Here is a 26742-nt window from a genome sequence, read left to right as displayed (position 1 = left end):
GCTAAATCGGTTTTTAGTTGCAGCCTATGTTTTGAGATTTTTTAAAAAATGAAAGAATCGTTACGTTTACGATTAGACCAACTCTCTGACCGCCACGAAGAGCTGACAGCATTATTGGCTGATATAGAAGTAATTTCAGACAATAAACGTTTTCGTCAGCTGTCGCGTGAGCATAATGACCTGACAGAAATCACCAGCGTTTGGAGCAAGTACAGACAGGCTGAAGAAGATATTGAAACAGCTCAGGCCATGTTGTCGGACCCGGACTTTAAGGAAATGGCACAAGAGGAAATCAAAGAAAATAAAGCTTTGATTGAAGCGCTTGAATCAGACCTGAATATTCTGATGATTCCAAAAGATCCAAATGATGCCAACTCTGCTTATCTGGAAATTCGTGCCGGAACCGGCGGCGATGAAGCAGCGATTTTCTCGGGTGATCTGTATCGCATGTATAGTAAATACGCAGAAAATCAAGGCTGGCGTATTGAAATCCTGTCAGAAAATGAAGGTGAACACGGCGGTTATAAAGAAGTGATTTGCCTGATCAATGGTGACGGTGTATATGGTCGCTTGAAGTTTGAGAGTGGTGCGCATCGTGTACAACGTGTGCCAGCAACCGAATCGCAAGGTCGTGTACATACGTCTGCTTGTACCGTTGCGATCTTACCGGAAGTCGATGTCGATACTTCGGTAGAAATCAATTCCTCGGATTTGCGGATTGATACTTACCGTGCCTCAGGTGCTGGTGGTCAGCATATTAACAAAACTGATTCTGCGGTACGTATTACCCATTTACCGACAGGCACGGTAGTGGAGTGTCAGGATGAACGTTCGCAACACAAAAACAAAGCCAAAGCGATGGCACTTTTGGTGTCTCGTTTAGAAAATGCCAAACGGGCTGCTGCCGATGCTGCAACCTCTGAAATGCGTCGTGATCTGGTTGGTTCAGGGGATCGTTCAGAACGTATTCGTACCTATAATTACCCTCAAGGTCGTATGACTGACCACCGCATTAACCTGACTTTATACAAGCTGGATGCGGTCATGGAAGGTGATTTGACCGAATTGCTGGACAGCCTGCATCGCGAATATCAGGCCGATCAGCTGGCCATGCTTGCACAGCAGAATGGTGGATAATGAATATTTTACAAGCGCTGGCTTTACGCGGTGAAGCTGAAAGTTATGAGCGTCAGGAAAATGCCTGGTTGCTGGAACACATCACCAAGATTGATTCATTTGATCTGTTGATGAAAAAAGATCAGGAATTGACGCCTGAGCAGGAACAAGCTTATAAGGATGGTCTGGCACGAATTGCTGCCGGTGAACCTTTGGCTTATGTCACCGGTTCACAACCATTCTGGACTTTGGATCTGAAAGTCAGCAAAGATACGTTGGTGCCGCGTCCTGATACTGAAGTGCTGGTTGAAACCGTGTTAAAGTTAGATTTGCCTGAAGATGCCCGTGTGGTGGATTTGGGTACAGGCACAGGTGCAATTGCCTTATCGCTTGCATCGGAGCGTCCTGAATGGGTGATTGTTGCATCAGATATTTATGCGCCTACGCTTGAAGTAGCCAAATATAATGCAGAACAACATGATATTGAGAATGTAGAATTCGTTCTGGGTTCGTGGTTGAAACCATTTGGCCGTCAGTTCTTTGATGTGATTGCTTCAAATCCGCCGTATATCGATCCGGATGATGCGCATATGCAGCATCTGGCGACCGAGCCGCAACGTGCACTGGTTGCGGATAAAAAGGGCTTGGCTGATTTGGAAGACATTATTATTCAGGCCAAAAAGCATTTAACCGTCAATGGCTGGGTGGTGCTTGAGCATGGTTATGATCAGGCTGATGCCGTGCAGCATCTATTTAAGCAGGCCGGTTATAAAAAGGTCCGTACCGTAAAAGATTATGGTGGTAATGATCGGGTGACTTTGGGCCAGTGGCCGCATTAATTTTAATCCTTCTTTATGAAAAGAGCGACCGATCTGGTCGCTTTTTTTTTGGTTTTTTAAATTCTTAGATTAACATCTGAAATATCCAGTATTTTTAATGACATTCTATTACTATCCTATAAAGAAAAAAGTGATGCCAGAGCATCACTTTTGTTAAATTCTTTAAAAGAATTACATCGGATAGTCTTGCAGGCAGTCATAGACTTCGACTTGATCTAAGCCACCGGTTTCCATTGCCAGACAAAGCGCTACAACTTTCACAGTATCTGCCAAGTATTGTTCATCTTTGAGCGCAATACCTTGTTGCAGGGCGACAATGCGATCTGCCGGAATTTCTAAGGCTGCGGCAGTTTCAGTTGCATCAACACGGTTAAAGAACTGAACCACAACATCTTTAAGCGCTGAGTCAGAGGCACTTAAAATAGCTTGATTAAGCTGTTCAGAGATTTGATCAGCTGAATGAACTAAAGCATTGGCGAAGTTTTGAACAAGATTCTGTTCAAGAACATCAGTCATCTTTAACATGAAAATACCTTCAACTTAGGAGAAAATTTGGGAGTACAGCCAATAGCAAAGTGCTATAAATTGAGTGAAAAATAATCTATTCTCAGGCGAATTGCAAAGCTTTCTGGATGACTGTGTAGTCCTGCTAATATATGCTGCAGGGCTTGAAATTTATAATCACAGTAAAAATATGAACTTAAGTTTCAATAAAATTTTATTAATATTTTTTAAGTATCAATTTATATAAATTATCTAATATTATTTTGACGATAAGCTCCCGGACTGACTCCAGTCCATTTCTTAAAGGCACGATGAAAGGCGCTGGATTCCTGGAAGTTGAGCTGGTCACTGATGTCTTGCAAGCTTTGCTCAGTACGCGTCAATAATTCGATTGCGGTATCCCGGCGTATTTCATTTTTTAATTGCTGGTAGCTGACCCCTTCGCTTTTTAAACGCCGTTGTATGGTCGCCTCGGACATATTCATTTTTGAGGCAAGATCATTCAGTTCTAGCCATTCTGACGGTGAAACTTGCAGAAGCTGTCTGCGAATCTGGGTGCTGAGTGCATAAGGATTTTTAAAACGCACCAATAAATTGTGAGGCGTTTGTTGAATAAACTGATACCAGGATTGAGCATCCTGCTTAATCGGCAGTTGCAGATAGCTTGCATCAAACTGCACATAGTTTTCATTGGCCTGATATTCAATCTGTTCACAAAAACGGACTTTATAATCAAAATCATCGAGTGGTGCAGGACATTTTAATTGAATCTGATTCAGCAAAATCCGTTGTCCACTTAACCAGCAGATCAAGGTATGAATCAGCATCAGATAGGTCGCATAACTAAACATGCGTTTTGTAGATTTTAAATCATAAATCACGATATAGGCATAGTGTTCCTCAACGAGAAGCGTGCTTTGCAGATCGTCCAGAATCAAGTTGAGAAATTGCAAAATGTGTTGTAGCGCCTTTTCCAGTGTATCTGCCTGCATAAGCATTTTTGAAAGCAATTTAAAGCTGCCACGGCGCATGGCATGACTGTCCATGCCAAAAAATTCGTCATTCATGCTGTCTGCAAGCACTGTCCATAATTGGGCAAACTGGCTTACCGACACGCGCGCTTGAGGTGCATTGAGTACTTCGGCTGGAATATTGGCTTTTTTCAGAATAGTAGAGATATCAAATTCTAATCGTTTGGCATCGAGCAAGGCTTCCTTGACCAAGTCGATCGAAATAGTCCCTTTGCTATATTCCAGTGCAGGCTTATGCATGTTCAGTGTGACATCCTCATTTTTATTGTCCAAATACCTCAGGCAAGATGCAATATTTGGAAATTGTACAGAATAAAAACTCTGTTTACTCTGCATATTAAGTCGTATCTCAAATAGAAAATTATCAGGGAAGAAATATGAAAATTCAGGGAAAAGTCGTTGTGATTACCGGGGGAGCATCGGGTTTGGGTGCAGCGACAGCCACGCATCTGGTTGCACACGGTGCCAAAGTGATTCTGGTCGATATGAATCAAGAGCAGGGTGAGGCATTACAGCAACAACTGGGTGAGCAGGCTGAATTTGTACAGCTAGATGTCACCGATGAGCAGGCCGTAGAAACGTTCTTTGCACATGTCGAAAATGCGTATGCTCAACTGAATGGTTTGATCAACTGCGCAGGTATTGCACCTTCTGCCAAAGTGCTGGGGCGTAACGGTATTCATGAATTGGCGATGTTCCAAAAAGTGCTGAATATTAACGTGAATGGCACATTTAATATGCTACGTCATGCAGCGGCGTTAATTGCAAAATATGAACTGCAATCTGGTGAAGAAGAGCGTGGCGTGATTGTAAATACCGCTTCGGTCGCCGCTTATGATGGTCAAATTGGCCAGACCGCTTATGCTGCTTCCAAAGGTGCAGTGGTGGCGATGACTTTACCTTTGGCTCGTGAACTGGCACGTGAAGCCATTCGAGTGATGACCATCGCCCCGGGCATTATGGAAACCCCGATGCTAAAAGGTATGCCGCAAAATGTTCAGGATGCTTTGGGACAAATGGTGCCATTCCCATCACGTTTGGCTAAACCTCAGGAATTTGCCCAGCTGGTGGGGCATATTTTTGAAAATAGCTATTTAAATGGTGAAGTGATTCGTCTGGATGGCGCGATTCGCATGCAGCCTAAATAAGTCTTCGATTTATATAGGACATGATGATTTGCACAGCTGCCAGTTTCTCATTGAATTTAAATGACTTTGTTTAAGCATGCATTTTCTTTTGAAGGATCAAAAGAAACAAAAATCCTTTGCGAAACTGAAGATACATCCCTGTATCTCAGTTTCGCAGGCGACATCCATGCCGCCTTAACTGACGTTCCAACGATCTCAATAGTAAAAAGCTTGAAGCAAATAAAATAGATATAGAAAGGGAAGTTCAATGATTTTAAATGATGAACAAAAAATGATTCAGGACATGATGCGCAATTATTCGCAGCAGAAACTGAAACCAACAGCGGCCTTACGCGATAAAACAGCACAATTTCCTGCACAAGAACTCAAAGAACTGGGTGAGCTTGGCGCACTGGGTATGACCGTTGCTGAAGAATGGGGCGGTGCAGGTCTGGATTATGTTTCTCTGGTTTTGGCACTTGAGGAAATTGCCGCAGGAGATGGCGCAATTTCGACCATTATCAGTGTGCAGAACTCTTTGCCTTGTGGGATTACCCAGCGTTATGGCACCGAAGCACAGAAACAGCAGTATTTAACTAAACTGGCCACTGGTGAATGGCTCGGTTGTTTCTGCTTGACAGAACCTCAGGCCGGTTCAGATGCCAGTTCTTTAGAATGTAGGGCCGAACGTGATGGCGATGAATGGGTGCTTAATGGCACCAAGCAGTTTATTACCACGGGCAAACATGCACAGATCGCATTAGTCTTTGCTGTGACTGATAAATCGGCAGGGAAAAAAGGCATTTCATGTTTTCTGGTACCGACCGATGCACCGGGTTATATCGTGTCACGCCTAGAGGAGAAAATGGGTCAGCATTGTTCCGATACCGCGACGATTGTTCTGGATAACTGCCGGATTCCGGCGGAAAACCTGCTGGGTCAGGAAGGTGAAGGCTACAAAATTGCCTTGTCCAATCTTGAATCCGGTCGTATCGGGATTGCTGCGCAATCAGTCGGGATGGCTCGGGCTGCGCTGGATGCAGCGGTGGAATATGCCAATGAACGTAAAGCCTTTGGTGTAGAAATTGTGCAGCATCAGGCAGTGGCATTCAGACTGGCAGATATGGCCACACAAATTGAAGCGGCACGTCAGCTGACCTTGCATGCGGCAACTTTAAAAGATGCTGGTTTAGCCTGCTTAAAAGAAGCCTCAATGGCAAAACTATTTGCATCAACCATTGCAGAGCGGGTTTGTTCCGATGCGATTCAGATTCATGGTGGCTACGGTTATGTCTCTGATTTTCCAGTAGAGCGTATTTACCGTGATGTGCGCGTGAGCCAAATTTATGAAGGTGCATCGGATATTCAACGTTTGGTGATTGCGCGTGAAGTCTGTCAATGTTGAGTTTGATTAAAAATAGACTTTGGTCGATGTTCAAATCTGGCATTTCGGTTGATGGATATGAAAATTGCCAGGATCAAGCAACCCTGATTAGCTAAAGACAGACAGTACGCAGAAGATAAATAAAGCAGCATGATTCATGTCTTAGTCATCAGGCATGAATCAGATGTGAAGAAACTATGCTGATGGAATCAGCAGGAACAACAACGATAAGTGGACACACTCAGGCAAGGTCGCCTGAAAAATACAACAGGATAGAGGTTGTCGTCATGAAGACACTAGAACAAGCATATGTTGATTTCAATTTTGAAAATATGGTTCAGGAACATCTGGCTGGAAATGCAGAGTCCATCAATGCCTATACTGAATGTTGTGGACGTTACCTTGGCCAAAACCGAACCGCACTGATCTGGGAAGGCAAAAATGGTCAAACAGAGCAGTGGACATTTGAACAATTGGCAACTGCTTCAGGACAGCTGGCCAATTATATGCATTCTCTGGGTTTAAAAGCAGGAGATTGTATAGCTGGACTACTGCCAAGAACACCTGCACTCTTAATTACTATTTTGGCCACCTGGCGGATCGGTGCTATCTATCAGCCTTTGTTCACTGCCTTTGAAAGTAAAGCAATTGAGCATCGTATGAGTACAGCCGCTACTCAACTGATTGTCACCGATCAAGAGCAGCGCTTGAAACTGCATGATCTGAATATTCCAAATATTCTGACCGTACATCAGGCAGTGGCAGATCATTATCCGGATGCTGACTTTTGGACCGAGTTAAAGCAGCAGTCAGAAGAGTTTGAGCCAGTGAGTGGCCAATTTAATGATATTTTTCTGATGATGTTTACTTCAGGCACCACAGGCTTGGCAAAATCGGTTCCTGTACCTTTAAAAGCGTTGTTGGCCTTTAAAGGCTATATGCTGCACGCCGTAGATCTGCGAGAAGAAGATTCCTTCTGGAATCTGGCCGACCCAGGTTGGGCCTATGGACTATATTATGGCATTGCGGGCCCGCTCAGTTTAGGTCATAGCATCATTATGGATGAACGTGGATTTAGCGTCGATAATGCTGTACATATCATTGAAAAATATAAAGTCAGTAACCTGACTGGCTCGCCAACTGCATTCCGGATGTTCTTTGGCTTTAAAGAAAAATTTGATGCAGGCATCAGTTCGCATTTGCGTGTGGTCAGTAGTGCAGGTGAACCGCTTACGCCTGAAGTGATCCAGTGGTTCAATCATGATTTAAATGTGAATATTTATGATCAATATGGACAGACTGAACTCGGTATGGTGATCGCCAATCATCATGGCTTGGAGCATCATAAAAAAGTGGGTTCAGCTGGATTTGCGATTCCGGGGCATCGCTTTGCGGTATTGAACGCAGAACATCAGGAAGTCGAAAAAGGCGGGATTGGAATCTTGGCAATTGACTGTTCGGCTTCACCCCTGATGTGGTTTAAAGGCTATGCCGGTCATAATCGAAAGTCTTTTGTCGGGCAGTATTATTTAACCGGTGACACTGTAAAACTGAATGAATATGGCGGTATTGATTTTATTGGGCGTGCGGACGATGTCATTACAACCTCAGGCTATCGGGTGGGGCCTTTTGATGTAGAAAGTACCTTGCTGGAATGTGAAGAAGTGCTTGAATCTGCAGTCGTTGGTAAACCAGATCCAGAACGAACAGAAATTGTAAAAGCCTTTGTGGTACTTAAACCAGCCTATCCAGCCACTGAAGAACTCATGCTGAAGCTGCAAAGCTATGTGCGTTCACGCCTATCCAAGCATGCCTACCCAAAAGAGATTGAATTTGTCGAGTGTTTACCTAAAACATCGAGTGGAAAAATTCAGCGAAATTTACTCAAACAGCAGGAAATTGCCAAACTTCAAGAAATGAAGCGAGTCAGTTAGTTTTTTTGATTGAGTGCTAAAAGGCTGCCATGGCAGCCTGTGGTTTTTTGACAAAATACAGCATTTTCTAGTTAAATTTTAAATTAGAGATAGGACTGATTTTTACAAGATTTTATTTTCAAAAGTACGAATTAAATTAAGCGAAATACATTGTTGATGTAATTACATTGAAATTACGACAAGGTTTAAGATTAAATATATCAAAAATTTAGCCTCTTAGTCTTAAGAGGCTAAATGTATCCATTACCAAATATTGGTTTGTAAATTTACTTTTTGGTGTTCCGCATGTGGCTCACCCGCTTCACCGGTAACGCCACCTTTTAAAGCTTTAAAGAGCTGGGTGACTTTATTGTCGGTCACATTCCAGTATTCAGCGCTGACCGCTTCAGCAATCAGTACCCGTACAGTCGGATCATCCTTGCCATCAAACCAGTTTTCTGCCCATGGATTCCACAACTGTTCAATCAGAATACGATCGGTACTAATCTGGGCATGGGCACTGATTGACACATAAATACCATCTGATGGTTTTGCAAAAGACAATCCAATTTGACCACGGCCTGTTTCTGCTGCTTTGACCAGATCATTGGTATTACGCAGGATGAAATATAAATTTTGACGTTCATTCATCTGTTCGGAGTTCAGCATGGTCATTGGCTGGGAATGGATTTCATGGGTGTCAGTTAAATGGCTGATCATGGTGTAACGGACATCCTTGATCAATTCCCATAATTTTTCACGATTATCATGTTGAGTATTGTTATGCTCGGTCATGTATGTTCTCCATACGATTTTATGAAAACTTGAAAAGATTGCTTGGTATTTTCAGATTAATCATATTTAGAGACAGATGCCTGAGGTCTCACTGAACTCATACATTTTTATACGCAAATGCAGGCAGAGACTACAGAATCGCTAAACAAGACAACTTAATGTACAGGGTAATTTAATAGCAAAGATTTTAATAACAGCAGGTCTGACGCCTTTTATAAACTGGAGAGCCATTTGCCGGAACTGTTTAATTGAGGTGATTCAAAAAAATCATGCCAAGCCCTAGTGGCTGCAGCTTGATACCGAGCGTTTAGCTGATATGCTATTTGGCTCAGCGATGGCCAAACCATTTATTGATGTGCTGTGAATTGACTGTGAGATTGATCTTCCAAAAATTTTTAGCCTTTAGAAACATCAGTAAAGCCAATTTTTGCGATCATTGTTAAAAATTTTCGAAACAAGGAAAGACGTTGTCTACATTTAATATGGATGCCATATCCCCAGAATTCGAACTCACCGATGCTGAATTACATTTGTATAGCCGTCAGATTCTTCTGGATGGCTGGGATATTGATGCTCAAGAACGGTTAAAATTTTCTAATGTCTGCATTGTTGGTTGTGGTGGAATTGGCTGTGCACTGGCAGAGCTTTTGGCACGTGCCGGTGTAGGAAAAATTACCCTGATCGATCCAGATACGATCGAGATGAGCAATTTACAGCGACAACTTGCATTTACACCGCAGGATCTTGGACTTTACAAAGCAGAAATTCTGGCGAAACGACTGGGCCAAATTAATCCAAACGTACAGGTTGAATATATTAATCAGGCCTTAACGGCTGAAAATGCAGTCAGTGTGATTCGGCATCAGGACTTGGTGCTGGATGGTTGCGACCAGTTTGCGACACGTTATCTGGTTAATCAGCGCTGTGTAGAACTGAATGTACCTTTGTTGAGTGCCTCGGCGATTGGCCTGCAAGGGCAACTTTTTATGCTCGAAGGGGATTCGGCCTGCTATGCCTGCCTGTTCCCACCCGAGAATCAGGCCGATGAAAGTCTGCGCTGTGCAGATTCCGGAGTACTGGCGACCACGCCTAACGTGATGGCCAGCTTGCAAGCCCATCATGCCTTGTTATATCTGGGTTTGGGATTGATGCCACTCAGACAAAAACTGCTGTTATGGGATGGATTGAGTTTTAAGCAGCGGATTCTCGCTTTCGAAAAAGATACAGATTGTCCGATCTGTCAGGCAAGATAAGCCTGCAAATTAATATTTTTTTGCTACACTGCATGTAATTAATTTTTCCTAAGACATTATGAAAAACAATATCTGGTTAGATGGAATACGTTCAGTTGCCCGCATGGGAGAAACAGCGGTCGTTGCGGCAAAGGCGGGCTTTAAATATGCTACTGAAAAGCCAAGCAATGCCAAACTCATGCGGGAGACTTTTGAATCTCTGGGTTCAACTTATATCAAGCTGGGGCAGTTTATTGCCAGTACGCCGTCTCTATTTCCGCGTGAATATGTAGAAGAATTTCAGGGCTGTCTGGATCAGACTCCACGCTTGCCGTTCAGTTATATCCAGCAAGTGTTGGCCTCTGAATTTGAAGGGCGTAATCTGGATGAGATCTTTGCCTCGATTGATGAAACGCCATTGGCCTCTGCGTCTATTGCACAGGTGCATGCGGCCAAGCTGGTGTCTGGCGAAGATGTCGTGATTAAGGTACAAAAACCGGGTGTGGAAACCATTTTATACACCGATTTAAATGTACTGCACTGGGCGACCAAAGTGCTGGAAAAAGCCGTGCCCAAAGTCAAATTCGCTTCGCTGGCCGATATTGTTGATGAAATCAAAACCCGGATGGTACGTGAAGTTGATTTTATCGAAGAAGCACAGAATCTGGATGATTTTGTCAATTATCTGAATATCACCAATAATAAGGCAGCGACTGCACCTAAGGTTTATCATCAGTATTCGACCCGTCGTGTGCTGACCATGCAACGCTTGTATGGTGTGCCATTGACCGATTTTGAAGTGGTCAAAAAAGTATCCAAAGATCCATCTCAAGTACTCATTACCGCAATGAACACCTGGTTTGGCAGCCTGATGATGTGTAACAGTTTCCATGCCGATCTGCATGCAGGCAACCTGATGCTGCTCGAAGATGGCCGTGTCGGTTTTATCGATTTTGGCATTGTTGGCCAGCTCAAACCTGAGGTATGGACGGCATGTATGGCATTTATGGATTCATTGCAACATACCAATTATGAGTTGATGGCACAGAACATGCTGAAAATGGGTATGACTGCTGTGCAGATTGATACCAAAGTTCTGGCAGCGGATCTTGAGCGTTTATTCAGTGGCGTATTGATGGCAGACCCTCAGGAGCTGTTAACATCAAATCCGGCTGATCTGAACGATATCATGATGGATATGGTGGCTGTGGGTGAACGTCACGGCATCCGCTTCCCGCGCGACTTTGCTTTGCTGTTTAAGCAAATGCTGTATTTCGACCGTTTTATGCGAATTTTGGCACCATATACCGATATCTATGCCGATCAGCGTTTGCAAATGATTCAGGACATTGATCCGAATTTACTGTTAAAGCATTAATCTTAAACCCATCTAGACTTGGAAAAATCCCCCTAAATCCCCCTTTTTTAAAGGGGGACTTTAAAAGCTCCTCCCTTTAAAGAGGAGCTTGAGAGGGATGTGGTCAGTATTAAATTCTCGAGCAATCCAATGGACGCCATTATTATTGAAGGTTTAAAGGTTGAGACAGTCGTGGGCTGCTTTAACTGGGAGCGTCAAATTATTCAGCCTCTAATGCTGGATTTGACCATTCAAACCGATTTAGAACAGGCATCAAATTCAGATGCACTTGCAGATACGCTGAATTATGCAGAAATTTGTGAGATTTCCAGCAAAGTCATTCAAGAGGCCAAGCCTGAATTGATTGAACATGCAGCAAAGTTGGTGTTGAATGCACTTTTTACTACCTTTACAGCAATTGAATCGATTAATATTACGATCCGTAAGCCTGCCATTATCGCGCAAGCCAATTCTGTAGGGATACGTCTTGAACGCCACCGAAACGATTTTCGCCCTAGCATTAGCGAGTAATTGTCATCCTCAGCAACATTTTCAAGCTGCACAGCAACGTATTTCCGAATGGGGAGAAGTACAGTTTTCTCCTGTTTATAGGATTCCTTGCCGCGATGGCATAGGCGCCGATTACTGGAATGCAGCATGTTTATTGCGAAGTTCGCTGTCCAGTGATGTGCTGATTGAGCTGCTCAAACAACTGGAACAGGCATCAGGCCGAGTACGCCCATCGCATCAGATTAGCTTAGATGTGGATCTGATTGCCTGGGGATCAGATTTTCAACATATGCAGTTTAATGAAAAAAAATTACCTTTGGCTCTGGATGTGAAAGTGCCGATGTTTGATATCTGGAAGGATGCAATGTTCGAGCACGGATCACATAGCTTTCCAACAGTTGAACAGCTGATTTAAATCGAATCACCTAATTTTCTGCTAATACAATTTATCCAGTAAGAATATAAGAATAATTAACCCGCCTGATCAAGCCAGATCAGGCTTTTTTATGCTTCAGTTTTTTGTTTTAGATGAAAAGAAAAATTCAGATAAGATGGCTCAGGCGGAGTTTAGGAATCCTTTAAAAATGAAAATATTAGAAATCTTGGTTTCGGTGATTTTAATTCTTGAGATTCTTTATGTCATCCAATGGGGGGTTCATAGTTTTCCAACAGGCAATTAATGTTTGATTGATTTAAGGCTCTGGAATTTATTTTAAGTTCGATAAAAATCCTCAAAGCAGTAAAAATGCCTCATCGCTCTTTCACTTTTTCTTGTTATAAAAAATGATCAGCAATACGATAATGATCGCCAAGATGGCAAGAATGATCGTAGTTTCCATAACAATACCTCTCAGACATAGATCTTAGGTTTTAAACATCTAAATTAAAACCGAACATATATTAATTAAACTCAAGTTTTGTTAGAGCCGCTAATTCTTTGAAAAAAATATTTTTCAATGATGTTAATAGAAGAACGGCTCAATCCTATTCTGTGTCTAACTAATAAATAAATATTTAGGCAACAGACACATTAAATAATGATCCGATCCACGCACTGAATAACATGGCGATAATTCCCCAGAGCATGACCCGAACTGCACCTCTCCAGACACTTACTCCACCCGCATAGCTCGCCAGTGCACCCATCATCCCCAAACTTAAAACGCCAATCAGCATGACGCCTTTATCCAGATAGTGTTCCGGTAAAATCATGATTGAAATTAAAGGAAATAATGAGCCTACCGTAAATGCCATGGCGGAAGAAAATGCAGCGAGAAAGGGTTGGGCAGAGGTATGCGCTGAAATACCAATTTCATCCCGGGCATGGGCATCCAAGGCATTATGGTTGGTGAGCTGTTCAGCGACCTGTTGTGCCAAAGCGGGTTCCAAACCTCGTTGTATATAAATCGTTTTGAGCTCATTTAACTCATGCGTGGGATGGCGTTGCAGTTCGCGCTCTTCCATGAGTAGATCATTGGTTTCAATGTCTTGCTGGGATTTAACCGAAATATATTCACCGGCCGCCATTGAGGCAGCGCCAGAAATTAATCCGGCAACACAGGTCACCAATAAAATTTCTGTGGATGCTCCACTGGCTGCGATACCCACCACCAGACTGGTGACCGAAATAATCCCGTCATTTGCCCCCAGTACAGCTGCACGAAGCCAGCCCGCGCGTTCGATATAATGTTTTTCAAGATGGTATGAATGGCGCACAATGAAGCCCCTTTTTTATTATCATCATGATTATAGTAAATTTAAGTCATGTATAGATAGTAGGATTGAATCGATCTGAAAATTATCTTGAATGATCTGATCATCGTGCGCTTGGCTTAGCCTTTTATCAATCCAAGATAAAATCGAAGTGAGATTCATAAGTTCAAGAAATCAGACGCACTTGATACATAATTGATTTACGAATGGTAAAAATGATTAAAGCAAATCAAATATATCGAACAAAATAATAGCTGAGTGAGCTGGTTTAAAAAGAGAATCATCATGAAAGAAAAACATGAAAGCCATAAATGCTTGGTATGCGGCAAGCACTTTCTTCTGAAAAATCTTACTCCGATGGGAACAGTCAGAAAAGTCATTACCGAAGAGATTGCCAGGGATATTCCAGGCTGGACACCGCAAGATTATATTTGCCAGGCAGATTTAACCCGGTACCGCATACAGTATGTACATTCATTATTAAGTTCGGAAAAGGGTGAAGTGACTGATCTTGAGTTTGAAGTGATTGATAGCATGCATCAGAATGAACTGATTACCAAAAATGTGGAAACAACCTTAGAGCAAAAGTGGGCTTTGGGAGAAAGGCTCGCTGATAAAATTGCAACTTTTGGTGGAAGCTGGACCTTTTTGATTTGTTTTGCAATTTTCTTGGGTCTGTGGATTATGATAAATACTGTGGTGATGGTGACACGACCTGCTGATCCTTATCCATTTATTCTGTTGAATTTAATCCTTTCGTGTCTTGCGGCGATTCAAGCACCTATTATTATGATGAGCCAGAACAGACAGGAAGCAAAAGACCGCTTACGTTCGCAAAATGATTATCAGATTAATTTAAAAGCTGAACTGGAAATTCAGCATTTACATGAAAAATTAGATCATCTGTTGCTGCATCAATGGGAACGGTTGGCGCAAATTCAGGAAATCCAGCTGGACCTACTTTCTGAAATGAGCAAAAAAGATTAAAGGGTGCTGTTGGGGGAATCTCTATTATTTCATAAAACTTATAAGTAATAAGATCGCCAGATGCCTTGAGTTTATTATCTCGCTCAAGATTTGAAGCGTAATAAACAGCCCACCAATGAGTGGGCTAAAATTGAACTAGTTTCATTTAAATAAAATAACTGGTCTTGGTCATCAACTTGGAAATGGCCGTCATGGTCATTTTGACCGGAACAGGCAGGTCTACACCGCCAGCATTTAAAGCTGTATCTCGATGATGCAGCTCGTCTTCATTCATCTGTTCCAGAATACGACGAGAACGTTCATCTTGAGGGGGCAACTGGCTAATATGATGTTGTAAATGCATGCTGACTTGACGTTCTGTTTCAGCCACAAAACCCAAGCTGTATTTATCGCCCGCGATCCCGGCAATCGCACCCATGCCAAAGGAAAGACCGTACCAGACTGGATTAAGAAGACTAGTATGGCTATCCAGTTCTTTTAAACGGTCTTCACACCATGCCAGATGATCCTGTTCTTCAATCGCTGCCTGTTCCATTTCACGACGCACATTCGGGAGTTTCGCTGTCATGGCCTGACCGTGGTACAGCGCCTGTGCGCAAACCTCACCACTATGATTGACCCGCATTAAACCTGCCACATGACGTGCATCACTGACCGTTAACTGCGTTTCGACCGGTTGGGCCGGATTTTCACGTTGTGCCGAAGTCGTGCCCGGGACTAGACTGCGTAATGCCTGGTCAAAAGAATGAATCAGCTTATCGAGACCTGTATATTGACGCATGAATTAATCCTCCAAGGGCGCTTTTGCAGTTTTGATCATTGGTTTCAGGCGGTAAAGTAGCCATAGAGTAAACAGGCCACTTAATACTGCGGTAATACAAAAAAGTATTTTAAGATCAAGCTCTAAAACACTTAAAATAATAATTGAGAATATAGCAGAAGATACCATGAAAACGGCATTCAGAATGTTATTTGCTGCAACCACACGCGCACGATGTGAGCGGGGAGAATGCGCCTGCATCATGGCATACAGCGGTACGATATAAAAACCGCCGCTAATTCCGAGTAAGGTGACAGCCAGCATCACATGGTAATAGCTCCAGCCTTGCTGAAAGACATCTGCCAGGCCGATTAAAGCACCTGTACGTTCCGGAACAAAGGCCAGACTCGCGGCCAAATATAGGGCAAACACTACTAGACCGATCGCGCCAAAAGGCACCATCTTGATATTGACCTGGCTGCCGCCTATTTTCCGGCATAGATATGAACCTAGCCCAATCCCGACCGAAAAAAAGGTTAAGAGCAGACTGGCGACATTTTCAGATGCATGCAGATTTTGTAGCGTCAGCTGAGGAATCTGGGTCAGATAGGTTGCACCATAAAACCAGTACCATGAATTGCCCAGTAAAATGGTAAAAACCAAAGGTAAGCCTTTGGCATATTTCAAGGTCTGCAAGCTGGTACGGAAAAAGTTCCAGTCAACTTGCAACTCAGGTGCGGGAATGCTTTGTTTCAGAATATAGCGACTAGATATATAACCAATCAAGGCGATGCTGATGAGGGTTAAACTGATCCAGATCAGGTTACCGGCCGAAGCAGCAATGACTGCGCCGCCCAGAATCATACCGAATAGGATTGCCAGAGAAGTTCCGGACTGGAACAGGGCATTGCCGGACATCAGTTCATCCGGTTTCAGGACTTCAGGTAAAATGGCATATTTAATCGGACCAAAGAAAGTGGATTGGGTGCCCATCAGGAATAGGGCAAATAACAGAATCCATAAATTGCCCAGCAGGAAACCGATAGTTCCCAGCAACATGATGATAATTTCCAGAAGCTTGAGATAGCGAATCAGCTGTGAACGTTCGTATTTGTCGGCAATCTGACCGGCAGTGGCTGAAAAAATAAAATAAGGCAGAATAAACAGTAAAGCCGCCAGATTATTCAATGTGCTGATGCTGGCCGATTGCTGTTGAATCCAGCCATAAGTGATGACCAGCAGTAATGCCTGCTTAAATACATTATCGTTTAATGCACCAAAAAACTGCGTCAGAAACATCGGTAAAAAGCGCCGAGAAGCTAACAAATGTTCATTTTTGTTCATATAGAGCGTGCTACATTAAGTTTTATTAAGAAATGTCAGTTATGCGTAAACATTGAGAAAAATCATGTAAGATACTTTCAGCCATGTAAAGGTAAAAACCAATCAATTAAGCTCTTTAGCTTATATTTTTCGGTCAAATAATCAATTAAAGAATGTATTCGTTTCGAGTTTGCCATGCCTGCAAAGAAAAAATTTAAAAAAACGATGCTTCATCGCAGTATGGGGTCACTTATACCACTTCAGAGTGGGGCACAGCTGTGTATGAGCATTTTTTTTATGATGTTATCCCATCAGAGCATGGCACAAACCGAACAGCCTGAAACACCTGTGGCCATTTCTCAGTCAGAAATGGTAGATGAACTGTCCAAAGAAGCGATGCGACAGGGACTGGTCACATCTGAAAATGAAGCCACCGAAAAAATTGAAGAAGCGATACAGCCGGAAGCATCTGTCGACAGCATGTTGATGCTGGAGCAACAGCAAAATGCAGGCTCCGGTCTGGACGTATTTACACCGATCCAGTTCGATGATCTGGAAGAGCTGCCGATCCAGTCCATTGACCAGAACATGGCGAATGAAATTTATCGTGAGGCCGAGCAAGCCAAGCAGGAAGCACAAAATTATCGCAATACCCAGACCGCTGAAACAGTCGTAGCAGATATCAGTCAGCAAGAGTTACTTGAAATCAATCAGGCACCGGTAAATGTCGATCAGCTGATGCAGTCGATTCAGGCCGACAGCCAGATTATCGTCCAAAATAATGAAGCTGGCATGACTTTGCCAGAAATTCCGGGCCAACTTGTTGCTGAAGATGAAAAACGTCCGAATATTTTCAAAAGACTGTTTTATAAAATCCGTCCGCCACGTCAGATCATGACTGCGAGAGTCCCGCGAATTAGTGCCGACGTGGTGATTATGAACGGCGAAGGTATTGCGCAAAGCAATGGTATGCTGAATCGTAGAGCTGAGCCTGAAGGCTATCTGAATTTAAGAAATAATGTCAAAGCCAAACTGTCCAGTTTTACCCAGGAGTCTTTTGGCGACTTTAATTCCGCTTTGCCACAACTGCGAACCTTGTCCCGACAGGCGGCACAGGCAGTCGGTTATTACAATGCCCAGTTCAGGTTTGAAAAAATCTCTGATAGTCGCGTTCGGGTTTTTGTCACCCCGAATGAACCTGTGCTGATCACTACACAAAATCTGGAATTTAGCGGAGCGGGTGCGGAACAGCCGCAATTCCAGGTCATCAGTCTTTTGCCTGAGCAGGAAGAGGGCGATATTTTCAATCACGGCAATTATGAACAGACCAAACAACGGATTAATACTGCCGCCAATAACAACGGTTATTTTGATTCATACTGGCGCTTGCATGATGTCAAGATTGCACAGCCACAAAATACGGCCGATGTAAATCTACGTTTCGAGACAGGCGAGCGTTACAAGCTGGGCAATGTCGAGTTTAGAATGAGTGATCCTGAAAAGGAATTTCCGCTGGATCGTGATGTACTCGAAAGTCTGGTCACCTGGAAAGATGGTGCAGACTATACCTTCTGGCGAGTGAATAGCCTGGCCAATAACCTGACCAACTCGCGCTATTTTAACTATACCCTGGTGGACGCAATTCGCCCTGATCCGGTTGACAGGGAGCTGGAGCTGGCACCGGATATTCAAAGCCTGATAGAAGAACAGAAACTTTCTGAAGATCAGGCGACTGCGACACAGCCTGATCGCTCAGTGGCATCTGCTAAAGAAGTCACTCAAAATGTCGTCGATGAAGACCAGTTTGCCGGTAGCCGCGATCAGGAAAATCCAAATTTAAGAAGCTTGCGGGTCGAGCAGCAGACCAAAGAAAATGAGCAGGAGCGTTTAAAGGCACAAGCGCGGGAAGAGAAGAAAGTTCCAGTGATTGTGACTTTAAATGCAGACCGTTTAAACAGTGCTGAACTGGGTCTGGGTTATGGAACAGATACCAATATCCGTCTACGTGGTCAGTACCGCCGCGCCATTGTAAATAAGCGCGGACATTCTTTTGATGCCAACCTCGAGTTGTCCGGTATCCGGCAGTCCATCGATGGTCGTTATAACATTCCTTATCACCACCCGCTGAATGATTATGTCAGTATTGTCGGTGGTTATGAGCGCGAAGAACGTGATGGCGTGGCTCAAGGTGAAGGTCTGCAAATTGAATCGGCAGTGCTGGGTGTAGACCGGATTATTAAAAACCCGCTGGGTAACTGGCAGCGTACTTTTGGAGCGCGTTACCGTCTGGATCGCTTGAAGCAGAATGGTTCTGTTGATTTTAACCAGATTCCGGAAGCGTTTCGCTTTAATACCGAAGATGAACAGCAGTCGTTACTGGTCGGTTATGAAGTTTCACGTACCGATACCGATCGTCGGGTCAATCCGACCAAGGGTTTCAAGCAGACCTACAAAGTCGAGCTGGGTAGTGAGGCGTTATTGTCTGATGCAGATATGGCGATTGTAAATGCAGGCTGGCGTTTTATCTATTCATTGGGTGAAAATGCAGATCATCAGTTTGTTGGACGTGCCGATGCCGGTTATATCTTCACTGAAGATTTTGCCAAAGTGCCGTATAACCTGAGATATTTCACCGGTGGTGACCAGAGCATTCGTGGTTTTGATTACAAGAGTCTTTCTCCGGAAATTGAAGGCTTTAAAGTCGGTGGTCAGGCCTTAGGGGTTGCTTCCTTAGAGTATAACTATCAGTTTAGGGAAGGCTGGCGTGCTGCGGTTTTTGCAGATGCCGGAAATGCTTATAATAAAGAGTTCAGTAATCCGACCGAATATGGCGCGGGTGTGGGGATACGTTGGGCCTCACCGATTGGACCGATTCGTATCGATGTGGCGACTGGATTGTCTGATGACAATCACCCAATTCGTCTGCATTTCTTTATTGGTTCGCAGTTATAAAACATCATTTTTTAAAAATAGTTATTTGGGTACATCATGGTCGAGAACCAACCACAGCCAGAACAACAACCACAAGATAGCGTTGTGCCGAAAAAGCGCCGTATATTGAGAAGTATCCTGTTGTCGGTACTTTTCTCACTCATTTTCCTGCTCTCTGTGCTGGCGCTGCTGTTTTCGACCAATCAGGGCAGTAAGTTCCTGCTAGATCAGGTATTACAACGCCAGCAAATTATTCATTATGAATATGAAGGCGGAAATTTATGGCGTGGAATTATTCTTAAAAATGTGCTGGTCAGCCTGAAACCGGTCGATGTCAAAATTGATCGTGCTGATGTAAAACTGGGCTGGCGGGCGATCATCAAAAAAGAAATTCATCTGAATGAAGCAGATGTCCGTAACCTGCAAATTATTAATAAAACTCCGTCTAGCAGCGAACCTTTCAAGTTCAATGCCATCCGTTTGCCTTTTGTGCTGCGCGTCGATCATCTGCTCCTTGATCATCTGGTGATTAAAACCCAAACCACGGCAGTTGATTTTTATAATATCGAATTAAATGATGCGCTCTGGTCTGGTACCGAATTAAACTTTGAAGATTCCCGCATGGATATGGGTTATCTCTCGGTGCGTGAAGCGACGGGTAAAATGCAGTTTGAAGGCAAATATCCACTGGATGCCCGCGCAATCGTCAATCTGCCTTCTTTAAGAGACAGCTTGAATATTCATGATATTCAGGTTCGGGCGCGTGGCACGCTGGATACGATTCAGGCAGGCGTAGCGACCAATACACCTGATTTATTAACCGGTTGGGCCATCGTACATCCAATGCGGCCCCAGGTGCCGATGCGTGGCGAGTTAAAATTTAAAGATTATAACTGGCCGATTCTGACTGAGCAGAAACTGTTTACGAAAGACGGGATTGCCGAGTTCAATGGAGATATCGATCGTCTGGATTTGAACGTCCGTACCGACCTGAGCGGTGAAAATATTCCACAAGGCCAGTATAACGCGGTGATGTATACCGATCTGGTCAATCAGCTCAACATTACCGATCTGAATGGCCAGCTGATGAAAGGTACGGTTAGCCTTGCCGGGACAGTGGGCTGGAACGAACAGGTAAGCTGGGATCTGAACGGACGATTAAACGGAATTGATCCTAAGCATGAACGTATCCCGCAAGTCGTACAAGACTTTTTACCACCAAGCCTGGATGGCAATATTGCCTCAAAAGGCAATCTGGAAAATGGCCTGCATCTGACGGCGCTGGTAGATTTTGACCGTTATGAAACTTGGAATATCAAGCTGGATCAGAATTCGGTTAAAGACAATAAAGCACAACCGATGCTTCTGGATGTTGCCTGGCAAAATATCGACCGCGCCGTACCCTATGTCGGCTGGCTCAGCAGTCAGTCTGGCGATGTGAAACTGGCACTGGTCGAAGGCCAGCAGAATATTCATGTGGCAACCAAAGTCGAACAGCACGAACAAGGTCTTCTGCCAGCAGGCATGTATCAGGCCAAACTGGATCTGAAAAATAATATTCTAAATGTGCCGAGCTTCAATTATAGCGCCAATGCACAGGCAGGTAGCTTAAGCGGTCATGCGCGAATTGAACTGCCACAAGAAAAACGCCAGTTGAAATGGACTGCATTATTAAACGCCAAAGACTTAAATACCCGAAGTCTCGCTGCGGCTTCACCGATAGACTGTTTAAATGGCCAGATCAAGGCCAATGGCTATGCACAACCCAATCAGCAGATTATTAAACTGTCTAATGTAGACCTGACTGGGCGCCTGGCAGAACAGAACGAAACAGTACGTCTGACCGGTAACAGTACCATTGCTTTATTATTCCATAATGAAAAAGCCGGCGGTGGTTTTAGAGGCTATGCAGTCAATTATGATGGGGCTTTAAATGCCAGTCAGTTGCAAGCCAGTCAGGGAATCCTGAAACTGCGTGTTTCAGGTACACCAGAAGTATTGAGAGTCAATGAATTGCGTCATGATGGTATCGCTGGCAAGATTAATGCCAATGGTCTGGTGAATCTGGCAAATGGTATTGACTGGGATATTAACGCTTCATTAATCCGCTTTAAGCCGCAATATTTTAATGCCAACCTGAAAGGCGAGTTGTCGGGCAATGTAAAAACCCAAGGGGTTTGGTCAGATGCCTTAAAACGCATTCAGATCCAGCGTTTGAATCTGGCCGGTATGTTAAATAACAAGCCGGTACGAGGCACAGGTAATTTATCAGTCATTATTAATTCAAATCAGCGTGGTTTTGTTCCAGAGCAGTTTGAAGCCAATAACCTGTTCCTGTCTTATGCCAGCAACCAGATTCAGGCCACCGGCAATGCGCAGAATCTGCAACTCAAAGTCAACGCACCAGCATTGTATGAGTTATATCCGGGCTTAAGAGGTCGTGCGCAGGGCTATATCAATATGCAGGCGCAGCCACGTTTGCAGGCTTCGGCAAATCTTTCGATTGATAATTTTGCCTTTAAAAACCTGATGAGTGTGCAAAAAATTCGTGTCCGCGGGCAGTTGCCGACCTCGCAGACCACAGCAACCTTATTAACTGCCACAATGGATCGCTTGCGTAGCGGTTCACGGGAAATTGTACGCGGGGAAATATCACTTGCCGGTACTCGTGCGGCGCATATCCTTAAAGTTCAGGCAGAAAATAAACTGTCAAAATTCTTTGTGCAGCTGGCCGGTGGCTTTAATGCACAAAATAACTGGCTGGGTCAGATTCAAAAAGGTGATTTTGACTCTTTGCGTGCTCATTTAGTACAGCGTCAAAATGCGGCAGTGATTTATAATGCGGCCCAGTCTGATCTGTTTGTCGGTGCACATTGCTGGATGAGTCAGCAAAGCCAGTTGTGTTTTGATCAACCGATTCGGGTCAATAAAACCCGTGGCAGCGTATCCTTTGTGACCCAAAACCTGGATCTGGATGATTTCAGTGCATTCCTGCCTGAAGGGCTGGCATTGACCGGTAAAGTGAACGGTTATGCCAAGGCAGCCTGGGCGCAAGGTGCTAAACCAAAAATCGATGCGCGTCTGGTCACCCGAAGTGGTGTGGTCGGCTTATCTTCGGAAGACCCGGATTATTTAGGTTCTACCCTAAAATATGATGAAGTGGGTCTGGTGGCAAAAAGTGTCGCAGAAGGCTTACAAGTTCGACTGGATGTAAAAACTCCGGATATCGGGACAGGGTATGCCAATGTCATTATTGATCCATATCGGGACAGTAAACCGATGCGTGGCGAAATTGCCTTTAATCAGGTACAGCTTAAAGTCTTTAAACCCTTTATTCAGGACATCCGTAATCTGGATGGCACCTTGTCCTATGCCGGAAAAGTGAGTGGAACCTTAACTGATCCTTTGCTGGAAGGTGAGGTTCGAGTCAAAGATGCTTCGATCAGCATGATCTCCTTGCCGGTGAATCTGACCAATGTGCAGTTGTATTCATCGATACGTCAGAATTCTGCCAGTATTAATGGTGCATTTAACAGTGGTCGTGGCGTGGGTAAATTGACCGGTTCAGTCGACTGGAAAGGTGATCCGCGAGTGCAGTTAAAACTGCAAGGTGAAAATCTGCTGATTCGTCAGGCACCTTTAATTACTGCCGTGGTTACGCCCGATTTAACTTTGGACATGTATCCATTCAATAAAAAGCTGAGTCTAAGTGGTACGGTTGATGTGCCACGTGCACTAATTTCTATGCCTGAAGCCTCAGAACCTGTGGTTGGACTTTCTTCAGATGTACGTGTCGTGCGTGAAGGTGATGACCAGCTGGCTATTCTCAAATCTGCCCGTCCTTGGGATATTCGGGCTGATGTGGCGGTTTCTCTGGGCAATCAAGTGATATTCCAGGGCTTTGATAGCCGTATTCCGCTATTGGGCCGGGTCAATCTGTCACAGCGGGGTCTGGAAACTGCGATGCGTGCCAATGGTGCGATCGGGGTATCACAGCGGGTGAAAATCGAAGCTTATGGTCAGAGTCTGGATCTGAATCGTGCCATTGCCCGTTTTAATGGTGAGTTGACCAATCCGACGCTGGATGTTGATGCCAATAAGTCGGTTCAGGGAAGTACGGTCGGGGTACGGGTGACGGGCACTGCTTCAAGCCCAAATATTCAGATTTATAATGATGCTGGCTTGTCAGAGCAGGAAGCTTTAAATGCCTTGATTACTGGTCGTATCAACGAAGGTGCATCCGGTTTAAGTCAGGCTGAAGGATTCAGATCTGATGTGAATAATACCATTGCCGCAGCAGGTATCAGTCTGGGCCTGGGTGGAACCCGCGCGCTGACCAACCAGATTGGACGGACGTTTGGCTTGAGTGGTTTGGCACTAGATGCACAAGGAACAGGGGATGATACCCAGGTGTCGGTGACCGGCTATATTACCCCTGATTTATATCTTCGTTATGGCGTCGGAGTTTTTACCCCGGTGAACAAACTGACTTTACGTTATCAGGTGAATCAGCGTCTTTACTTGGAAGCGAGTCAGTCCTTAGAACGTGCAATTGACTTGTTCTATAATTGGCGTTTCTAATCATAAGGACAGATAAATATTTTTAAATGATTGCTAGATTTCATTAGATATCTTTAATTGATCAAGAAATGGTCAATTTATTCATATTTAAATAGATGCTGAAAATACCCTCATCCTTCTGGGATGAGAAGCACTGCTTCGCAAGAGGATGAGGGTATTTTATTTATAATGATTAAAAAATGACTTATCAAAGAACGCTATTATTTATTGATATGTATCTGGCTTGAACACCGCAATATAGATCCGGTTACACAAATGATCATGCTTGACCCTTGAATGAAACGATCAAATGTTTGAGCATGATATTTTCTGGGTTATAAAAGTGATGGATCGCCATGATAGATGAAGAAAAGCCGTTAAACTTCGATGATGACAATGAGCCTCAAGATTTCGAAGATGAAGAGTTTATCGATGATAAGAAAGAGGATGAGCTGTACAACACGATTACCAAAGATGGTTCAAGTGTTGATCCTGCAGATGATGGCACGCGGCATATTCACCCTGAAGATGGTGATCCCATAGAAGTTGAAGAGTAAAGACAAAAGCCCAATTCAATATTGGGCTTTTTATGTTCGTGATTTTCTTTGTCATGAAGTACAGTGCTTTTGGTATACACCTGTAGAAGCAATGAATATCAGAATTTAAGCGCAATGGGCTGCAAAAAAGTTGTGAAATATGGCTGAAATTATGTTTCTGTTACATCCTTAAGAAAAATGAATGAAGCAATAAATCAGCGCTAAAATATAAAAAATCAATCAAATCAGATCATAATAAATTGAAAATCAATAAAGCCTTAATAAAATTAGGTGTATATTGAAAGTACAATTTCACTCATCAGAGTATGTTCGCATGGCGACTAAATTTATAATCCGTTTTGCAATGATTCTATTCGCTGTACTTATTTTGACTGCGCTTTCGATTCAATTTTTCTTTGATCCAGAAGTGACTGTGGTTTTATGGATCTTCGCTGTACCCTTTATTCTGGGGGTGCCAATTTTAGCCTCTGTCGTATTGGCAAGTAATGAGGAACTGGATATTCATAGCGTAAATTAAATTGAAAAAAGCCCTCATTTTTTGAGGGTTTTTTATGATATAAAGATGCTTAAATAGCCTAAGCTACTCAACTAGAGTCATTCAATCACTAATCTTTAAATGTGTCATTTAGCGCACTTTGCACCGCTTCAACACGTGCCTTACAGGCTTTATAGGCGCTCATGGATTCTTCCACGATTTTCATCAGATTATCAATGTCCGGTTCTTGCTGAGATTCGAGCAATTCTGCATTCTTTTTCAGGATGTCATAGCCTTGCTGGAAGCTTAAAGTATCATGAGTCATGGGGAAGTACCTGTATAAGTTGTGCTGAAAAAATGCCATCCTGCAGTTCTACCTGAACCGGATCGCTGGGCTGAATCTGGTTGATAGAACCCACCACATGTTCTTGCTGACGTACGATGGCATAACCTTTCGATAAAACATGTCGTGGATTTTGCAATAGCGTTTCCCGCATTAGGGCATCTAGCTGCTGATTGATTAGTTGGGTATGTTGCTGAGCCAGACTGGAGGTATTGGCCTTGATCTGTTGCAGACGTTGCAGGGCATCCATAATCTGGCTGTTGGCCAGACTTTGAATGAGTTTTAAGAATTGATCATTCTGATTTTGGTAGGCCTGAATTTGCTGTTGAGATAAACGCTGAATCCGCTGTAAATAATTCAAGACATCTTGTGTGAGTTCGACTATATGATTGCGAATTCCGGCGATGACTTTACTCGGAGTATCAAAGGAGCGATGCGCAATCTCATCCAGAATGGTGCGGTCTTTTTCATGTCCGATGCCCACCCAAATCGGAACCGAGCGTTTACAGAGCAGGGCAGCCAGATCATAATCATTTAAATAAGCCAGATCATTGACTGCTCCGCCACCCCGAATAATGACGATCAAATCTGGCGCAGTGTCATAGGTTTGCGCCCATTGTTTCAGTGCTTGTGCCAGACTCTGCATAATGCTTTGCGGGGCAGAATTTCCCTGAAAAGTCGCAGTGTGATAGATAAACTCGCAAACTTGCGCACGATGTAGTGCATCGGCATCTTTTCTGAAATCTCCGAGACCTGCTGCGTTTTCGGGAGCAATCACCAGAATCCGGTTCAAATCAAAAGGACTGGGCAGGTTTTTATTACGCTGAGTCAGCCCTTCAGTGCTTAGTCTGTCAATAATCTGCTGATAACGCCGGGCAATATCACCCAAGGTATAACCCGAGTCAATCTCAACGATATTTAAAGAAAAACCATATTGTGGATCAAAATTGGCTTTGACTTTAATCAGAACTTTGAGATCACGACTTAATTCAATCCCGCTTTCACGTTCAAATTGAGTGACAATTTTCTGGGCGCTAAATTTCCAGATGGTGGCTCGGCAACTGGCAATGACCTGATCGCTATCAGCCTCTTTTTCTGCCAGTTCCAGATAATAATGACCTGCTTTGATACTAAGGTTACGAATCTCAGCTTTGACCCATACCGGCGTATCGAAAGTGAGTTTGACCACTTCCTGAACTGTCGCAAGATATTCCTTGAGGGAGAGTTGGAGATCGTCTGTCATGCCAGTAGAAAGTTTAAAATTCAATCAAATAGTAAATCAATC

General features: G+C 43.7%; 23 protein-coding genes. 15 read left to right on the top strand and 8 right to left on the bottom strand.

The genetic code is table 11. The annotated features are described in order from the left end of the window. The first annotated feature begins 48 nt into the window (after window positions 1-48). Together prfA and prmC are read left to right on the top strand one after the other, a co-directional pair. Window positions 49-1137 carry a peptide chain release factor 1 gene (prfA, locus tag FTU42_RS06620; RefSeq protein WP_005097224.1) on the top strand — a complete coding sequence of 363 codons (1089 nt, stop codon included), beginning with the start codon at window positions 49-51 and terminating at the stop codon, window positions 1135-1137. After that, complete coding sequence (gene prmC, locus FTU42_RS06615) at window positions 1137-1955, top strand: peptide chain release factor N(5)-glutamine methyltransferase (protein ID WP_005097223.1); 819 nt, start codon at window positions 1137-1139, stop codon at window positions 1953-1955. The genes prfA and prmC overlap by 1 nt, the downstream gene beginning before the upstream one ends. A gap of 171 nt (window positions 1956-2126) precedes the next feature. On the opposite strand, the gene FTU42_RS06610 is transcribed toward prmC, so the two are convergent. Together FTU42_RS06610 and FTU42_RS06605 are read right to left on the bottom strand one after the other, a co-directional pair. Beyond that, window positions 2127-2480: a hypothetical protein gene (locus FTU42_RS06610; protein WP_005170516.1), complete on the bottom strand. Its 354-nt coding sequence runs from the start codon at window positions 2478-2480 to the stop codon at window positions 2127-2129. A gap of 227 nt (window positions 2481-2707) precedes the next feature. Next, window positions 2708-3730: an AraC family transcriptional regulator gene (locus tag FTU42_RS06605; RefSeq protein ID WP_179999461.1), complete on the bottom strand. Its 1023-nt coding sequence runs from the start codon at window positions 3728-3730 to the stop codon at window positions 2708-2710. A gap of 137 nt (window positions 3731-3867) precedes the next feature. On the opposite strand from FTU42_RS06605, the gene FTU42_RS06600 reads away from it, so the two are divergent. The 3 genes from FTU42_RS06600 to FTU42_RS06590 all read left to right on the top strand — a co-directional run bounded on the left by FTU42_RS06600 (window position 3868) and on the right by FTU42_RS06590 (window position 7935). Next, the gene (locus tag FTU42_RS06600; RefSeq protein WP_005097220.1) at window positions 3868-4638 is read left to right on the top strand and encodes a 3-hydroxyacyl-CoA dehydrogenase; all 771 of its coding nucleotides are present in this window, start codon (window positions 3868-3870) and stop codon (window positions 4636-4638) included. A gap of 247 nt (window positions 4639-4885) precedes the next feature. Further along, window positions 4886-6022, top strand: coding sequence for an acyl-CoA dehydrogenase family protein (locus tag FTU42_RS06595; protein ID WP_100329589.1), 1137 nt, complete (start codon window positions 4886-4888; stop codon window positions 6020-6022). Window positions 6023-6288: 266 nt separating this feature from the next. Further along, window positions 6289-7935 (top strand): AMP-binding protein, encoded by a 1647-nt coding sequence (locus tag FTU42_RS06590; protein WP_180049059.1) that lies wholly within the window; start codon window positions 6289-6291, stop codon window positions 7933-7935. Between the two features lie 243 nt (window positions 7936-8178). Here the strand turns inward: FTU42_RS06590 and FTU42_RS06585 are convergent, their stop codons facing one another. Beyond that, on the bottom strand, window positions 8179-8709 hold the full coding sequence (locus tag FTU42_RS06585; protein WP_005097216.1) for a pyridoxamine 5'-phosphate oxidase family protein: 531 nt from the start codon (window positions 8707-8709) through the stop codon (window positions 8179-8181). Window positions 8710-9191: 482 nt separating this feature from the next. Between FTU42_RS06585 and FTU42_RS06580 the strand changes: the two genes are divergently transcribed. The 5 genes from FTU42_RS06580 (at window position 9192) to FTU42_RS06560 (ending at window position 12488) form a co-directional block, all read left to right on the top strand. After that, window positions 9192-9962 (top strand): HesA/MoeB/ThiF family protein, encoded by a 771-nt coding sequence (locus FTU42_RS06580; RefSeq protein ID WP_100355341.1) that lies wholly within the window; start codon window positions 9192-9194, stop codon window positions 9960-9962. Window positions 9963-10020: 58 nt separating this feature from the next. Then, the gene (locus tag FTU42_RS06575) at window positions 10021-11319 is read left to right on the top strand and encodes an AarF/ABC1/UbiB kinase family protein (protein WP_005097212.1); all 1299 of its coding nucleotides are present in this window, start codon (window positions 10021-10023) and stop codon (window positions 11317-11319) included. 129 nt (window positions 11320-11448) lie between these two features. Further along, on the top strand, window positions 11449-11829 hold the full coding sequence (gene folB, locus FTU42_RS06570; RefSeq protein ID WP_034439422.1) for a dihydroneopterin aldolase: 381 nt from the start codon (window positions 11449-11451) through the stop codon (window positions 11827-11829). After that, window positions 11786-12223 carry a 2-amino-4-hydroxy-6-hydroxymethyldihydropteridine diphosphokinase gene (locus FTU42_RS06565; RefSeq protein ID WP_005263244.1) on the top strand — a complete coding sequence of 146 codons (438 nt, stop codon included), beginning with the start codon at window positions 11786-11788 and terminating at the stop codon, window positions 12221-12223. Before folB ends, FTU42_RS06565 begins: the two co-directional genes overlap by 44 nt. A 91-nt stretch (window positions 12224-12314) precedes the next feature. After that, window positions 12315-12488 (top strand): hypothetical protein, encoded by a 174-nt coding sequence (locus FTU42_RS06560; RefSeq protein WP_180074995.1) that lies wholly within the window; start codon window positions 12315-12317, stop codon window positions 12486-12488. A 334-nt stretch (window positions 12489-12822) separates the two neighbouring features. On the opposite strand, the gene FTU42_RS06555 is transcribed toward FTU42_RS06560, so the two are convergent. Then, window positions 12823-13524, bottom strand: a complete 702-nt coding sequence (locus FTU42_RS06555) for a VIT family protein (RefSeq protein ID WP_004645386.1) — start codon at window positions 13522-13524, stop codon at window positions 12823-12825. Window positions 13525-13806: 282 nt separating this feature from the next. On the opposite strand from FTU42_RS06555, the gene FTU42_RS06550 reads away from it, so the two are divergent. Continuing rightward, complete coding sequence (locus tag FTU42_RS06550; protein ID WP_180083189.1) at window positions 13807-14508, top strand: DUF1003 domain-containing protein; 702 nt, start codon at window positions 13807-13809, stop codon at window positions 14506-14508. 145 nt (window positions 14509-14653) lie between these two features. On the opposite strand, the gene coq7 is transcribed toward FTU42_RS06550, so the two are convergent. Both coq7 and FTU42_RS06540 read right to left on the bottom strand, forming a co-directional pair. Next, window positions 14654-15289 carry a 2-polyprenyl-3-methyl-6-methoxy-1,4-benzoquinone monooxygenase gene (gene coq7 / locus FTU42_RS06545; protein WP_180074993.1) on the bottom strand — a complete coding sequence of 212 codons (636 nt, stop codon included), beginning with the start codon at window positions 15287-15289 and terminating at the stop codon, window positions 14654-14656. 3 nt (window positions 15290-15292) lie between these two features. Continuing rightward, the gene (locus FTU42_RS06540; protein WP_180074992.1) at window positions 15293-16612 is read right to left on the bottom strand and encodes an MFS transporter; all 1320 of its coding nucleotides are present in this window, start codon (window positions 16610-16612) and stop codon (window positions 15293-15295) included. Between the two features lie 174 nt (window positions 16613-16786). On the opposite strand from FTU42_RS06540, the gene FTU42_RS06535 reads away from it, so the two are divergent. The 4 genes from FTU42_RS06535 (at window position 16787) to FTU42_RS06520 (ending at window position 25156) form a co-directional block, all read left to right on the top strand. Beyond that, entirely contained in the window at window positions 16787-19543 is a 2757-nt protein-coding gene (locus tag FTU42_RS06535) for an autotransporter assembly complex family protein (RefSeq protein WP_180083188.1), read from the top strand. 36 nt (window positions 19544-19579) lie between these two features. After that, window positions 19580-24103 (top strand): translocation/assembly module TamB domain-containing protein, encoded by a 4524-nt coding sequence (locus FTU42_RS06530; RefSeq protein WP_180083187.1) that lies wholly within the window; start codon window positions 19580-19582, stop codon window positions 24101-24103. Window positions 24104-24438: 335 nt separating this feature from the next. Beyond that, complete coding sequence (locus FTU42_RS06525) at window positions 24439-24639, top strand: hypothetical protein (RefSeq protein WP_005170554.1); 201 nt, start codon at window positions 24439-24441, stop codon at window positions 24637-24639. A 313-nt stretch (window positions 24640-24952) separates the two neighbouring features. Continuing rightward, the gene (locus tag FTU42_RS06520) at window positions 24953-25156 is read left to right on the top strand and encodes a hypothetical protein (RefSeq protein ID WP_005097198.1); all 204 of its coding nucleotides are present in this window, start codon (window positions 24953-24955) and stop codon (window positions 25154-25156) included. Window positions 25157-25244: 88 nt separating this feature from the next. Here FTU42_RS06520 and xseB read toward each other — a convergent pair whose 3' ends face one another. Together xseB and xseA are read right to left on the bottom strand one after the other, a co-directional pair. Further along, window positions 25245-25439, bottom strand: a complete 195-nt coding sequence (gene xseB / locus FTU42_RS06515; protein ID WP_005170556.1) for an exodeoxyribonuclease VII small subunit — start codon at window positions 25437-25439, stop codon at window positions 25245-25247. After that, window positions 25429-26700, bottom strand: coding sequence for an exodeoxyribonuclease VII large subunit (gene xseA, locus FTU42_RS06510; RefSeq protein ID WP_180078538.1), 1272 nt, complete (start codon window positions 26698-26700; stop codon window positions 25429-25431). Before xseA ends, xseB begins: the two co-directional genes overlap by 11 nt. Between the last annotated feature and the right edge of the window lie 42 nt (window positions 26701-26742).

It is taken from the genome of Acinetobacter sp. YH12102 (assembly GCF_013419125.1).
Lineage (GTDB): Bacteria > Pseudomonadota > Gammaproteobacteria > Pseudomonadales > Moraxellaceae > Acinetobacter > Acinetobacter pseudolwoffii.
Note: the sequence above shows the minus strand (reverse complement) of the source record. Positions and strands in the feature narration are given on the sequence as shown.

What these genes read in the sequence shown, in the direction of transcription:
- prfA (WP_005097224.1), top strand. Translation starts at nt 49, where the DNA reads ATGAAAGAATCGTTACGTTTACGATTAGACCAACTCTCTGACCGCCAC.
- prmC (WP_005097223.1), top strand. Translation starts at nt 1,137, where the DNA reads ATGAATATTTTACAAGCGCTGGCTTTACGCGGTGAAGCTGAAAGTTAT.
- FTU42_RS06610 (WP_005170516.1), bottom strand. Translation starts at nt 2,480, where the DNA reads ATGTTAAAGATGACTGATGTTCTTGAACAGAATCTTGTTCAAAACTTC.
- FTU42_RS06605 (WP_179999461.1), bottom strand. Translation starts at nt 3,730, where the DNA reads ATGCATAAGCCTGCACTGGAATATAGCAAAGGGACTATTTCGATCGAC.
- FTU42_RS06600 (WP_005097220.1), top strand. Translation starts at nt 3,868, where the DNA reads ATGAAAATTCAGGGAAAAGTCGTTGTGATTACCGGGGGAGCATCGGGT.
- FTU42_RS06595 (WP_100329589.1), top strand. Translation starts at nt 4,886, where the DNA reads ATGATTTTAAATGATGAACAAAAAATGATTCAGGACATGATGCGCAAT.
- FTU42_RS06590 (WP_180049059.1), top strand. Translation starts at nt 6,289, where the DNA reads ATGAAGACACTAGAACAAGCATATGTTGATTTCAATTTTGAAAATATG.
- FTU42_RS06585 (WP_005097216.1), bottom strand. Translation starts at nt 8,709, where the DNA reads ATGACCGAGCATAACAATACTCAACATGATAATCGTGAAAAATTATGG.
- FTU42_RS06580 (WP_100355341.1), top strand. Translation starts at nt 9,192, where the DNA reads ATGGATGCCATATCCCCAGAATTCGAACTCACCGATGCTGAATTACAT.
- FTU42_RS06575 (WP_005097212.1), top strand. Translation starts at nt 10,021, where the DNA reads ATGAAAAACAATATCTGGTTAGATGGAATACGTTCAGTTGCCCGCATG.
- folB (WP_034439422.1), top strand. Translation starts at nt 11,449, where the DNA reads ATGGACGCCATTATTATTGAAGGTTTAAAGGTTGAGACAGTCGTGGGC.
- FTU42_RS06560 (WP_180074995.1), top strand. Translation starts at nt 12,315, where the DNA reads ATGCTTCAGTTTTTTGTTTTAGATGAAAAGAAAAATTCAGATAAGATG.
- FTU42_RS06550 (WP_180083189.1), top strand. Translation starts at nt 13,807, where the DNA reads ATGAAAGAAAAACATGAAAGCCATAAATGCTTGGTATGCGGCAAGCAC.
- coq7 (WP_180074993.1), bottom strand. Translation starts at nt 15,289, where the DNA reads ATGCGTCAATATACAGGTCTCGATAAGCTGATTCATTCTTTTGACCAG.
- FTU42_RS06540 (WP_180074992.1), bottom strand. Translation starts at nt 16,612, where the DNA reads ATGAACAAAAATGAACATTTGTTAGCTTCTCGGCGCTTTTTACCGATG.
- FTU42_RS06535 (WP_180083188.1), top strand. Translation starts at nt 16,787, where the DNA reads ATGCCTGCAAAGAAAAAATTTAAAAAAACGATGCTTCATCGCAGTATG.
- FTU42_RS06530 (WP_180083187.1), top strand. Translation starts at nt 19,580, where the DNA reads ATGGTCGAGAACCAACCACAGCCAGAACAACAACCACAAGATAGCGTT.
- FTU42_RS06525 (WP_005170554.1), top strand. Translation starts at nt 24,439, where the DNA reads ATGATAGATGAAGAAAAGCCGTTAAACTTCGATGATGACAATGAGCCT.
- FTU42_RS06520 (WP_005097198.1), top strand. Translation starts at nt 24,953, where the DNA reads ATGGCGACTAAATTTATAATCCGTTTTGCAATGATTCTATTCGCTGTA.
- xseB (WP_005170556.1), bottom strand. Translation starts at nt 25,439, where the DNA reads ATGACTCATGATACTTTAAGCTTCCAGCAAGGCTATGACATCCTGAAA.
- xseA (WP_180078538.1), bottom strand. Translation starts at nt 26,700, where the DNA reads ATGACAGACGATCTCCAACTCTCCCTCAAGGAATATCTTGCGACAGTT.